This is a genomic window from Massilia sp. 9I, from assembly GCF_902506415.1.
Lineage (GTDB): Bacteria > Pseudomonadota > Gammaproteobacteria > Burkholderiales > Burkholderiaceae_D > Telluria.
Genome location: NZ_LR733275.1, coordinates 2,552,813 through 2,565,977 on the forward strand (window position 1 = coordinate 2,552,813; position 13,165 = coordinate 2,565,977).

The window sequence follows — 13,165 nt, forward strand, 5'->3', positions numbered from 1 at the left end:
GTCAATACGGCTATGATTCCTGCATACGCCGCCGCTATTGCGCGCCGGCCGGGAGCGATGGATGAGAGCTGACGATGCCTTGCCGCAATCCGAATCCGGCGACATCCTCGTGGTCGAGGACACGCCGGCATCGCTGCGCCTGCTTGCCTCGCTGCTGGCGAAGGCCGGCTACCGCGTGCGCGAAGCCCCGGACGGCGAGCTGGCCTTGTGGAGCGCCCAGGCCCAGCCGCCCGACCTGATCCTGCTCGACGTGCGCATGCCCGGGATGGACGGCTACGAGGTGTGCCGCCAGCTCAGGCGCAGCCCGGCCCTGCAGGACGTGCCGGTGATCTTCCTGTCGGCCTTCAACGATACCGACGACAAGCTGCGCGGCTTCGAAGCCGGCGGGGTCGACTACATCGCCAAGCCCTACGATTTCCTCGAAGTGAAGGCGCGCGTCGCCGCCCAGCTGCAACTACGCCAGTTGCGCCGCCTGCTGGCCTACCAGAACGCGCACCTGCAGCAGCTGGTCGAAGCCAAGGCGCAGCAGCTGCTGCGCAGCGAGCTGGCCCTGGCCGCGGAGAAGCAGCAGCGCGACGCCGCCGAGCGCGAGTCGCGCCTGCGCCTGGCCGAGATCGCCCACCTGAACCGGAATGCCAGCGCCACCGTGCTGTGCGCCTCGCTGATTCACGAGCTCAACCAGCCGCTGGCCGCCATCCTCAGCAATGCCGAAGCCGCCGAACTGCTGCTGGCGCGCCCTCGGCCCGCGCTTGGCGAGATCGCCGAGATCGTGGGCGACATCCGGCGCGACAACCTGCGCGCGAGCGACCTGATCCAGCGCATGCGGACCATGCTGCGCAAGGGCGAACCAGTGCACGCAGAGCTCGACCTGGCACGCCTGGTGCGCCAGGTCGCGGGCCTGCTGGCGGCGGAGGCGCGCAAGCGCCGCATCCGCATCGAGGTCCAGGCGCCGGATACGCCGCTCGCAGTCTGTGGCGACGCCGTGCAGCTGGAACAGGTACTGGTCAACCTGGTCCTGAACGCGATGGACGCGATGCAGGACAGCCCCGGCGCCGCCTGCATCGCGATCCGCGCCGAGCGCCTGCACGGGGAGGTGCAAGTGCGGGTCTCCGACCAGGGCTGCGGCTTCGATGGCGAAGCGCCCACCGGTTTCGCCTCCTTCGCCAGCACCAAGCCGCAGGGCATGGGACTCGGCCTGTCGATTTCGAGCGCCATCGTCCAGGCCCATGGCGGCCGACTGACGGCCAGCAACAACCCGGAAGGCGGCGCCACTGTCGGCTTCCTCCTGCCCGCTGGCGCAGCGCGGGGGACGCTGCCCGCATGAACCCACGGCTGCCATCCTGGCGGCGCTGCCTGACGGCGCTGCTGATGCTGGCATGCCTGCTGCCGGCACGGGCGGCTGACGCCCCACCGCCGGACAAGCGCGTCCTGCTGCTGGCCTCCTTCGCCTACGGACGCCCCGGCGTGCAGGAATTCATCCGAGCCTATACCGCGACCCTGCTGGAGGGCGGCATGGCGCGCGACCATATCGCGGTGGAGTACCTGAACCTCGAGACCGACAATGGTCCCGCACAGCGCGCGCGCCTACGCGAACTGCTGCAGGAACGCTACCGCGCCGCGCCGCCCGACCTGATCGTCGCCATCCAGCAGCCGGCGACGGAGTTCTTGCTGCAGGAGCTGCCCACGCTCGCGCAGCAGGCCACTTTGCTGTCGGACGGCTCCAGCCTCGATCCGCGCGGCGCGCCCGCCGGCTACCGCATGCTGCTGATACCGGCGCGTCCGCACGTTCGCCGCACACTGCAGCAGGCCATGGCCCTGTTCCCGGCCACAGAACGGATCCTTGTAGCGGTGGGCACGGGACCAGCGGACCAGGAAGGCAAGCGTGAAATCGCGGCGGTTGCAGCCGAACTGGGCCTGCGCGCTCGGCTCGAGTTTACCGACGGACTCAGCTTCGACGGCATGGTCGCACGCGCCGCCCAGGCCGGACCGGGTACGCTCATCCTCGCTGGCATGATCAATCGCGACGTCGAGGGCGCCACCATCGCGACCTACGACATCTGGCTGCGCATCATGCGCGCCGCACGGGTTCCAAGCTTCGTCTTGTTCAACTTGACCGTGGGCGAAGGCAGCCTGGGCGGCGCGGTGCAGCACGTGGAGCGCACCGCCGCCATGACGGCCGGCTTGACGCTCGACATCCTGGCCGGACGGCGCGGCGTGGCGCGGGGAGCCACCGTGCTGCCGGTTCAGCCGACCAGCTTCTACGACTGGGCGCAGTTGCGGCGCTGGGGCGCCGACCCCGGGCTGCTGCCGGCCGATACGCTGTACGTCAACAAGCCGGTGTCGCCGTGGCGCGCACACCCGGGTGCATCGGCCGCCGCCCTGCTCATCATCCTGCTGCTGTCACTGCTGGCCGGCGGCCTGCTGCTGCAGCAGCGCCGCCTGCGGGTAGCCGAGCGCCGCTACCGTGTGCTGGTCGAGCATGCGCCGGAAGCGATCGTCGTCTACGATCCGGCCCTGGGACGCTTCGTCGACGCCAATACCAAGGCCGAGCGCCTGTTCGGCGCCAGCCGCGAGGAACTGCTGCGCAGCGGGCCCGCCCGTTTCTACGCCGAGGACCAGCCGGATGGCCTGGCCCTTGAGGAGTCGGTGCTGCGCAACGCCGAGCGCGGCCTGGCCGGCGAAGAGCTCAGCGTGCAGCGCACGGTGCGCGCGCTCGACGGCCGCTGCACGCCTTGCCAGGTGAGCGTGGTAGCCCTGCCCTCGGCCGGAGGCTCACTCTTGCGCGGCGGCTACGTCGACATCAGCGAACGGGTGCGCGCCGAAGAGGAATTGCGTCACTACCGCGGGCATCTCGAAGCCGTGGTCGAACAGCGCACGGCCGACCTGTCGCGCGCGCTGCAGGACGCGCAGGACGCCCGCCGCGCGCGCAGCGCCTTCCTGGCCAATATGAGCCACGAGCTGCGCACGCCGCTGAACGCCATCATCGGGTTCTCGCAGATGATGGCCGCCTCCACCAGCATGTTCGAGGACGAGCGCCACAACCTGCGCCTCATCCACGGCGCCGGCGTGCAGCTGCTTGGGATGGTCAACGAAATCCTGGAACTGGCCAAGCTCGAATCGGGCCAGGTGCGGCTGGACCCGGGTCCGGTGGCGGTCGAGGCCCTGCTGCGCGACGTGCTGGAGCGCCTGCGTCCGGAAGCGCAGCGCAAGGGCCTGGGTCTTTCGTACTCCTGCCCACCCCTGGCCCCGCACATCGCGGACGGCCCCAGGCTGCGCCAGGTGCTGCTCAACCTTGCCACGAACGCGGTCGCCTTCACCGAGACGGGCGAAGTCCGGATCGACGTCGAGCCGCTCGACGCCGCCCAGGACCGGGTTCTGCTGCGCTTCAGCATCAAGGACAGCGGCATCGGCATCGCGCCCGCCGACCAGTCGCGCATCTTCGAAGCCTTCGTGCAGGCCGGCGCGGAAAAGCATCCTCCAGGGGTCGGCCTCGGCCTTACCATCGCCCGCGAATACCTGCGCCTGATGGACGCGGTGCTGGAGCTGCGCTCGGCGCCCGGCCAGGGATCCTGCTTCGCGTTTTCGCTGGGCCTGGCGACCGCCGGGCCGGATGCTCCCCGGACCGTCGCCACGCCAGCGCCGGAACAGCCACCGCCATCGGCCGCGACGCCCCTGTCCGCCGGCCAGCTGGCGTTGGTGCCGCTTGCCCAGCGCCAGGCCCTGCATGGCGCACTGCGCCAGCTCGATCTGCAGCATGCGCGCGCGCTGGTCGCCGCGCTGCGGGAGACGGGGCCAGCCGGGCTCGCCGACGCCATCGACGCCATGCTCGACCGGCACCGCTACCGAGAACTGTGCGCGCTGCTGGAGCAGTCGCCGTCCACCTGAACCCTTTCCTCAGTTTCCCATGAATGTTCTGCGCAAGCTTTCCCTGTCACGGCGCCTGCTGCTCCTGACCGGCATTTTCGCCGCCGGCTTCGCCGCCTACGGCGCCTGGTCCTTTCGCACCCTCGACCACTTGAAGGTCAATGGCCCGCTGTATGCCCAGATCGCCGCCTCCAAGGACATCGTCGCCGACGCCCTGCCGCCCTCGCTGTACGTGTCCGAAGCCTACCTGCTGTCGCTGCAGCGCGGCATCCGTCCGGGCAGCCCGGCACTGGCGCGCGACTATCTGGGTCGCCTGCAACTGCTGCGCGACGCCCATGAGGCGCGCCTGCGCCAATGGCGTGCCCACGGCGCCGGCCTGGGCGCGCCGCTCGACGCGGTAGGCGCAAGCGGCGCGGCCTTCTATGCGTTGGCGCGCGACGTGCTGGCGCCCGCCATCGCGCAGGGCGACCAGCCGGCTGCGCGCGCGGCGCTCGCGCGCATGGACGATGCCTTCGCCCTGCACCGCAAGACGATCGACACCCTGGTCGCACGCGCCTCCGCGCTGGCAGCCGGCAGCGAGGCGCGCGCCCGGGAGCGGATCGAGAGCGAGCGCCGCATCCAGCTGGGCGTCCTGCTCGCCGCGGTCCTGGCCGCCACCGCCGCGGCGGTGACGGTGCGGCGCAGCATCACCGCGCCGCTGTCCGAGGCGCTGGCGCTGGCCGGCCGGGTCGCGCGAGGCGACATGCGCGAACAGCCGCTGGCGCGCCATCCGGACGAACCAGGGCGCTTGCTGGACGCCCTTGACGCAATGCGCGCCAGCCTGGCGCACATGCTGGAAGAGCGCGCCGCCGCCGAGCAGTCGCTGCGCCGGGCCAAGGAACTGACGGAGCGCCTGATCGACAGCGCGAACGTGGTCGTGGTCGGGCTCGACCGGGAGGGCCGGGTCGTGATCTTCAACGAGACCGCGAGCAAGGTGACCGGCTATGCCGGCGCCGAGATGCTGGGACGGATCTGGCGCGAGGCGCCGCTGTTCGACGCCCAGGCAGCCGCGCGCTGGCCGGCGCGCGAAGGCTGGGACGCCGTCCCCGCGACCGACGAAGGATCCATACGCACCGCCGGCGGCGCCGAGCGCTGCATGGCCTGGCAGAACACCGTGCTCGGCCCCGAGGGTGGCGAGGTCGCCCTCATCAGTTTCGGGATCGACGTGACCGAGCAGCGCGATGCCCTGGCGGCGATGCAGCGTGCCCAGGAGGCGGCGGAAGCGGCAACCCGCAGTAAAAGCGAGTTCCTGGCCAACATGAGCCATGAGATCCGCACCCCGATGAACGCGGTGATCGGGATGACCCGGCTGGCCCTCATGACCGGCCTCGACGAGCGCCAGCGCAATTACCTGGAAAAGGCCGACCGTGCCGCGCACGGGCTGCTGGGGATCATCAACGACATCCTCGATTTTTCCAAGATCGAAGCGGGCAAGCTGCGCTTCGAGAAGCGCCCGCTGCTGGTGCGCGCGCTGCTCGACAACCTGGCCTCCCTCACCGTGCTGCGCGCCCAGGAGAAGGGCCTGGAACTGCTGTTCGACGTCGCGCCCGACGTGCCGCTCGAACTGGGCGGCGACGCGCTGCGCCTCGGCCAGGTGCTGCTCAACCTCGTCAACAACGCGATCAAGTTTACGGAACGCGGCAACATCATCGTCGGCTTGCGCTTGCTGGAGCGTGGCGCCGGCGACGTGCTGCTGCGCTTCGAAGTGCGCGATACCGGGATCGGCATCACGACGCAGCAGATGGAGGGCCTGTTCCGCCCCTTCGCCCAGGCCGACGCCTCGACCACCCGCACCTATGGCGGCACCGGGCTCGGACTGTCGATCTCGCGCAGCCTCGTCGAGTTGATGGGCGGGCGCATCTGGGTCGAGAGCGAACCGGGCGTGGGCAGCAGCTTCATGTTCACCGCGCGCCTGGACCGTACGCCCGGAGGAAGCGCGCTCGCGCTGGCGCCGGTGCTGCCGGGACGGATGCGGGTGCTGGTGGTGGACGACAATCCGGCCGCGCGCGAGATCATCACCGGCATCCTTGACTCGATGCGCATGACGGCCGTCGCCGTCGCCGGTGCAGCCGAGGCGATCGCCGAGCTGGAACATGCCGAGCAGCGCAGCGATCCCTACCAGCTGGTCCTGATGGACTGGGTCATGCCGGGCATGAACGGCCTGGAAGCCCTCCGGGCGATCCGCGCCAACCCGGCCATTCCGTCGACCCTGTCGATCATCATGGTGACCGCCTACAGCCGCGACGAGCTGCTGGCGGACGCCGCGGATCTTGACGAACTCGGCGTGCTGGAAAAGCCGGTGACACCCTCGAGCGTGTTCGACGCCATCGCGAGCAGCGTGCGCGACACGGCGCGCGCCGTAAAGACGGCGCTCGATGGCCCGGCCGACGATGCAGGGACCAGGGAAACGGGGCTGCGGGGCTCCGAGGTGCTTTTGGTCGAAGACAACGAGATCAACCAGGAGGTCGCGCGCGGCATGCTGGATATCCTGGGCGTGCGCACCACCGTGGCGCGCAACGGGCGCGAAGCCCTCGACCTGCTGGCCGCTCGCGCTTTCGACCTGGTCCTGATGGACTGCCAGATGCCGGTCATGGACGGCTACGAGGCGACGCGGCGGATCCGCAGCGACCCGCGCCACGCGCGGCTGCCGGTACTGGCCATGACGGCGAACGCCATGAGCGGGGACGAGCGCCTGTGCCTGGAAGCGGGAATGAACGAACACATCGCCAAGCCGATCGACTTCGAACTGCTGGCGGCCAGGCTGGCGCACTGGCTGGGCAAGCCGGCGCAAGACCAGTCCGTGCTGATCGACGCCAACCCCGGCTCCGATGCACGCGCCGCACTGGCGCAGCTGTGCATGTCAGGCGCTGCCTTCCAACAAGATTTCGAGCTTGCACTCGCCAGCGGCGAGCCTGGGCGCGCACGCCGACTGTTACACCGCTTGCAGGGCGACGCGGGCGCGGCCGGAGCGGGCGCGCTCGCCGCCGCAGCGGCCGGCCTCGCGGCGCGCCTGGACGCGCAGCCCGGATCGGCCTCGCTGCCGGTGGAGTTTGCAAGCCTGCTGGCCGATACGCTGGCGCAGGCTGCGAAGATGCGGCGGGACTGAGGCGCTTGCCGCCTCAGATGAAAGGCCAGTTGAGGATGCGCTTGAGGTGCAGCACGGTGCGCGCGCCGATGTAGCCGAAGGCGAAGGCAAAGGCCAGCAGGCTCCAGACATCGCCCATGACGGCCAGCCAGACACCGCCCACCGTGCTGGCGGCCACCAGCACCATCAGCCACAGCTCGATGCTGAGGAAGAAAGCGGATGCTTCGTGCCAGACGCGCTGCAGCAGCGCGACGGCTTCACCGAGATTTTTGATGTCGTGGCCCATGGCGGTCTTCCCAAGTTGGCAATGAAAGAAATGAAAGTCGGGTGCAAAAACGACAATCGCCGGCAGAAGCCGGCGATCGTTCGTGTTATGTTGCAGTGCAGTATAACACGGATTTTTGCCTGACAGCATCATTCTCCCCGCGCGGGCCGGCGCGGGATTGCGCCAATTCAAGACCCTGTTTCAGCCATCTTGCGCACCAGCACGACTTCCTTCACCGGCTGCCGAAACGTCTGCAGCAGGCGAGCAGCTTCCGTTTCGGCGCGCGCCATGTTCGCCGCCTTCACGTGACCATAGCCGCGGATCGATTCCGGCAGCTGGGCCAGCTTCAAGGCGGCCGCACGGTTGCCGGCATTCAGTTCGCTTGCCAGCATCCCGGCCAGGGCCAGGGTGTCGTCGCGCAGCCGGCGTTCGGCGCGGCGCTCGTGGGTGTAGCCGAACGGGTCGAAGACGGTGCCGCGCAAGGCCTTGAGCGGCGCCAGCATGCGGAAGGCGCTGCGCATCCAAGGGCCGAAGCGCATCTTGGCCGGGACGTCCGAGCCGGGCTTCTTTCGAGCCAGCAGCGGCGGCGCCAGGTGGTACTCGACGCGGAAGTCGCCTTCGAACTGCTGCGCCAGGCCTTCGAGGAAACCGGTCCGGGTGTGCAGGCGCGCCACTTCGTACTCGTCCTTGTAGGCCATCACCTTGAACAGCGAGCGTGCGATTGCCTTGGCGACCGCGCGCTTCGAATCCGGGCCGTCGATCTCGAGTTCGCGCGCTTCCACCCCCGCCACTGCGGCGCGAAAGCGCTCGGCGTAGGCGGCGTCCTGGTACTGGGTCAGCCAGTCGACGCGGAAGGCCACCAGCTCCTCCAGCGAGGCCGGCGGGGTGAATTGCACCACCCTGGCCGGCTGCGCCAGGCGCGCCGCCGCCTTCTCGTCCGCCGCGACCAAGCGTCCCAGCATGAATGCCTTCTTGTTCATCTCGACCGCGACGCCGTTCAATTCGATCGCGCGCATCAAGGCTTCCAGGCTGACCGGCACCAGCCCCAGCTGCCAGGCCGCACCCATCATCAGGATGTTGGCGCCGATCGGGTCGCCCAGCACGCTGGCCGCCACCTGCTGGGCGTTCAGTCGGAGGGTCGGGCCGCCCGCATCCGTGATCTTGGCCAGCAGATCGTCCTTGCGGATGTCGGCGTCCGGGTCGCGCGTGAATTCCGCGGTCGGGGTCTCGTTCTCGTTGGCGACGACCCTGGTATGGCCGCGCCGCATGACGGCCAGCGCGTCCGGCATCGCGGCCACCACCAGGTCGCAGGCCAGCAAGGCGTCCGCCTGCTGCAGGTCGATGCGCACCTGGTGCAGCAGCTTCGGCGACGGCGCCAGCCGCACGTGCGACATCACCGCCCCGCCCTTCTGGGCGAATCCCATGAAGTCGAGCGTGGAGGCGCCCTTGCCTTCCAGGTGGGCCGCCATCGTGATCAGCGCGCCCACGGTCACCACGCCGGTGCCGCCGACGCCGGCCACCAGCATCTCGAAGGGCTTGGCGAAGCCGTATGCGGGCGGCAGCGGATACGCCGCCAGCATCTCTTCCAGCTGGCGCAGTTCCAGGCTCGCGGCGGCCGGCTTTTTCAGGCGCCCGCCGATCACCGACACGAAGCTGGGGCAGAAGCCTTCAACGCAGGAGTAATCCTTGTTGCAGGACGCCTGGTCGATCTGGCGCTTGCGGCCCAGCGGCGTTTCCAGGGGCAGGATAGACAGGCAGTTCGACTGCACCCCACAGTCGCCGCAGCCTTCGCACACGGCCGGGTTGATGACCATGCGGCGCGGCGGATCCGGGAACACGATGTTGTCGGGCTTGTTCTTCTTGCGGCGGCGGCGCTTCTCGGCGGCGCAGGTCTGGTCGTAGACCAGCACCGTGACCCCTGGCAGCTCGCGCAGGCGGCGCTGGACCGCATCGAGTTCGCTGCGGTGGTGCACCGTCACGCCGGCCGGCAGGGTGATGCCCTGGTAGTTTTCCGGCTGGTCGGTCACTACCACGGCCAGGGCTGCGCCTTCGCTCAGCACCTGCTGCAGGATCTGCGGCACGCTCAAGCTGCCGTCCACCGGCTGGCCGCCCGTCATGGCAACGGCGTCGTTGTACAGGATTTTGTAGGTGATGTTGGTGCGCGCCGCGATCGCCTGCCGGATCGCCAGGTAGCCCGAGTGGTAATAGGTGCCGTCGCCCAGGTTCTGGAACACGTGCTTCTCGCGCGTGAAGCGCGAGGCCGCGACCCAGGGCACGCCCTCGCCGCCCATCTGGGTCAGCGTGAAGGTATCGCGCTGCATCCAGCTGGCCATGAAATGGCAGCCGATGCCGGCCAGGGCGCGGCTGCCTTCCGGCACCCGGGTCGAGGTATTGTGCGGGCAGCCCGAGCAGAAATACGGCGTGCGCTTGACGGCGTCGGCGCCGTTCGACAGCACTTCGGCGCGGCAGAACTGCGGCAGGAATTCTTCCAGGCGCAGCTGGGGGAGCTTCGGCGCCAGCCAGCTCACCAGCACTGGCGCGATGCGCGAGGGACGCAGTTCGCCCAGGCTGGACAGCAGCGGCGCGCCAGCCAGGTCATGCTTGCCCAGAACCTGTGGGCGCGCATCCGGCGCCAGGTTGTAGAGCAGGCTTTTCAGCTGCCCTTCGATGACGTCGCCCTTCTCTTCCACCACCAGCACTTCGGCAAGGCCGTGGGCAAAGGCATGCAGGCGGCTGCGCTCGAGCGGGAAAGTCAGACCCGGCTTGTACAGGCGCAGGCCGAGCGCTTCCAGCTGGTCCAGCGTGATGCCGAGGCGCTCGAAGGCTTCCAGCAGGTCGAGATAGGCCTTGCCGGCGGCGATGATGCCGAGCATGGCGCCGGGCGCCGGCACCACCAGCTTGTCGATCGAGTTGACGGCGGCGAAGGCATGCACCGCCTGCAGCTTATCGGCCACCCGCTGTTCGATCGCCAGGCTGGGCAAGTCCGGCCAGCGGTAATGCAGGCCGTCGCCCGGCCGCGCATAGCCTTCGGGCTCCTTGAACATGGGCGCCTCCGGCAGTTCGACGACGGCGCCGCCCTCCACCGTTTCCGAGATCGCCTTGAAGCCCACCCAGGCGCCCGAGAAGCGCGACAGCGCCCAGCCGTACAGGCCGAATTCCAGGTATTCCTCGATGTTGGCCGGGTTCAGCACCGGCATGCCCCAGGCCATGAAAGCATGGTCGCTCTGGTGCGGCATCGACGAGGACACGCAACCGTGGTCGTCGCCGGCCACCACCAGCACCCCGCCCAGCGGCGAGGAACCATAGGCATTGCCGTGCTTGAGCGCGTCGCCGGCGCGGTCCACGCCCGGGCCCTTCCCGTACCACATGGCGAACACGCCATCGACCGTGCGGTTCGGATCGCCGCCGACCTGCTGGGTGCCGAGAACGGCGGTCGCGCCCAGTTCTTCGTTAATCGCGGGCAGGAATTCGATCGCGTGCTGCTGCAGGATGTTCGATGCGCGCCAGACTTCCTGGTCGACCGCACCCAGCGGGGAGCCGCGGTAGCCCGAGATGAAGCCGGCGGTATCCAAGCCGGCGCGTTCGTCGAGCGCCTTTTGCATCACCGTCAGGCGGATCAGCGCCTGGGTCCCGGTCAGGAACACCCGTCCCTGCTGGCGCGTCAGGTTGTCGTCCAGGCGGTAGGAAGGATCGACCAGCGCCGACCCCACCTCCTCGTGCATCGTTCCCATCGTTGTCTCCACTATGCAGCCCTGCAGGCTTGTTGATAGCGAAATCATAGGTCTCTGGACGGGAAATAACTTGCCTGACTTGCCGAGCTTTGAGGCAGAATAGGTAAACTATTTCTGTTTTGATCCCTCTATGGAAAAATTTAACCTTGACGCCGCGTCAATGCGCATCCTGCGCGAGCTGCAGCAGGACGGCCGCCTGTCCGTCAACGAACTGGCCGAGCGGGTCGGCATGTCGGCCTCGCCCTGCTGGCGGCGCCAGAAGGAGCTGGAGGAGAACGGCTACATCCGCCGCTACGCCGCCCTCCTCGAGCGCCGCAAGCTCGATCTGGGGCTGGTGTGCGTGCTGCATGTCTCGCTGACGCGCCACGAGGCGGGCGTGGTCGAGACCTTCGAGGCGCAGATGAAAGCCTGTTCCGAGGTGATGGAATGCTACGAGGTGACCGGCACCTCGGACTACATCGTCAAGGTCATGGTCGCGAACATGGACGCTTACCACGACCTGCTGCACAACGTGCTCCTGAAGCTGCCGGGCGTGTCGCAGCTGAACACCAGCGTGGCGCTGCGCGAAGTGAAGTACGAGACCGCGCTGCCGCTCTAGGCCGCGACGCCGGCCGCCCGCTCTTCGCGCTGCGCGGCCAGCCGCACCGCGTCCGCAAACGACATCGGCCGGCCGAACAGCCAGCCCTGCGCATACTGGACCGCCTGCCCCTGCAGGTAGTCGGCCTGGGCCTGGCTCTCGACGCCTTCCGCGATCATACGCAGTCCCATGGTGCGCGCCATGGCGATGATATGTCCTACTACCTGGCTGGTCGGCGCCCCGGTGCCGATCGCTTCGATGAAAGCGCGGTCGATCTTCAGGAAGTCCAGCTCCAGCGCTGCCAGGTAGGACAGGCTCGAATAGCCGGTGCCGAAGTCGTCGACCGCCACCTCGACCCCACGCGCGCGCAAGGCCGCGATCACGCGCAGGGCATTGTCCATGTCGAGAAAGTCCCGTTCCGTGATCTCGACGATCAGGTTGGACGGGCGCGCGCCGCTGCGCTGCAGGAAGCGCTCGACCATACCGACGATCGCAGTCGACCCGAAATCGGCTGGCGACAGGTTGAGCGCGACATGGAAGTCCGGATTGGCCGCCAGGTAGGCGCCCGCGTCGGCCTCGGCCAGCTCCAGCACGCGCTCGGTTAGGCGGGTGATGATGCCCGACTGTTCAGCCACGGGGATGAACAGATCGGGGCCGATCTGCTCCCCGGTCGAGCGCCGCCACCGCAGCAGCGCTTCCACGCCGACGCAGCGGCCGGTCGCCAGCTCGACGATGGGCTGGTAGGACAGGTAGAACTCGTTATTGCGCAGTGCATGGCGCAAGGCGGCGGCGATCGAGCGCTGCTGGCGCGCCAGGACCAGCACTGCGACGGCGATTGCCAGGCCTGCCAGCGCGGCCATGGGTACCAGGCGCCATGCGATCGCCTCGGCCCGTTCTTCCAGGTAAGCGACCGGCAGCGCAGCCACCGCCGCGATCAGGAAGCGCGACGAACGAACGACCACCACCAGGCGCCCGTCTTCGATGAAGCGGGCCTCCATGCGGCCGCGCAGGGCGCCGAGCCAGGCCCGCTTGACCGCGCCCTTGGCCAGTTCGGGCGCGGCGCTGGACGCCGCTTCGACATGGAACACCCCGACCGCGACGTCCGGAATGGCGGTCGAGATATCGAGCGGCAGGTCGCGGTGCAGCACGGCCGCGTAGCCGCCGCGCTCGAGCGCGATGAGCGGCGACGCACCCGGCGCTGCCAGGGGTACGTGGGGGTGGATGGCGATGCCTTTCGAGGTGCGCAGGGACACTTCGCCCAGCGGCAGCGGCACGCTGCCCATCGAGGAGCACACGATGGTCCCGGCGCGTACGAAACCCAGCGCCTGGATATAGGTGGAGGTCAGGTCGAGCTGGCGCATCAGGGCCAGCGAGTCCGGCGAACAGGGTGGCGCTCCCTGGCTCATCAGGCGACCGATCGCCAGCTCGGCCTGCTGGGCCGTCTTGTCGGTACGATAGAGGACCGCGCGCGCATAGGCGCGCGTCATGTCGGCCGCGGCGTCGAAGGCCTGACGCTGCGCCTCGCGCCAGGCCAGCCAGGGCAGCACGACGACGGAGGCGAGCGCAATGACAATACTGATCCAGAGGATGATCCGGCCACGCAT

At 69.0% G+C, this 13,165-nt stretch carries 7 protein-coding genes; 4 read left to right on the forward strand and 3 right to left on the reverse strand.

Annotated elements, in window-relative coordinates:
* Positions 1–61 precede the first annotated feature (61 nt).
* The 3 genes from GV068_RS11415 to GV068_RS11425 are packed head-to-tail and all read left to right on the forward strand — an operon-like array spanning position 62 to position 7,009.
* Positions 62–1,324 (forward strand): sensor histidine kinase, encoded by a 1,263-nt coding sequence (locus tag GV068_RS11415; protein ID WP_159697485.1) that lies wholly within the window; start codon positions 62–64, stop codon positions 1,322–1,324.
* Positions 1,321–3,885, forward strand: coding sequence for an ATP-binding protein (locus GV068_RS11420; protein ID WP_159697487.1), 2,565 nt, complete (start codon positions 1,321–1,323; stop codon positions 3,883–3,885). The genes GV068_RS11415 and GV068_RS11420 overlap by 4 nt, the downstream gene beginning before the upstream one ends.
* Positions 3,886–3,904: 19 nt before the next feature.
* Positions 3,905–7,009: a response regulator gene (locus GV068_RS11425; protein WP_159697489.1), complete on the forward strand. Its 3,105-nt coding sequence runs from the start codon at positions 3,905–3,907 to the stop codon at positions 7,007–7,009.
* 13 nt (positions 7,010–7,022) lie between these two features.
* Here GV068_RS11425 and GV068_RS11430 read toward each other — a convergent pair whose 3' ends face one another.
* Positions 7,023–7,274 (reverse strand): hypothetical protein, encoded by a 252-nt coding sequence (locus GV068_RS11430; RefSeq protein WP_159697491.1) that lies wholly within the window; start codon positions 7,272–7,274, stop codon positions 7,023–7,025.
* A gap of 167 nt (positions 7,275–7,441) precedes the next feature.
* Positions 7,442–10,975 carry an indolepyruvate ferredoxin oxidoreductase family protein gene (locus tag GV068_RS11435; protein WP_229464551.1) on the reverse strand — a complete coding sequence of 1,178 codons (3,534 nt, stop codon included), beginning with the start codon at positions 10,973–10,975 and terminating at the stop codon, positions 7,442–7,444.
* A 139-nt stretch (positions 10,976–11,114) separates the two neighbouring features.
* On the opposite strand from GV068_RS11435, the gene GV068_RS11440 reads away from it, so the two are divergent.
* On the forward strand, positions 11,115–11,582 hold the full coding sequence (locus tag GV068_RS11440; protein ID WP_159697495.1) for an Lrp/AsnC family transcriptional regulator: 468 nt from the start codon (positions 11,115–11,117) through the stop codon (positions 11,580–11,582).
* On the opposite strand, the gene GV068_RS11445 is transcribed toward GV068_RS11440, so the two are convergent.
* Positions 11,579–13,165 carry an EAL domain-containing protein gene (locus GV068_RS11445; RefSeq protein WP_159697497.1) on the reverse strand — a complete coding sequence of 529 codons (1,587 nt, stop codon included), beginning with the start codon at positions 13,163–13,165 and terminating at the stop codon, positions 11,579–11,581. The two genes, GV068_RS11440 and GV068_RS11445, sit on opposite strands and share 4 nt — an antisense overlap.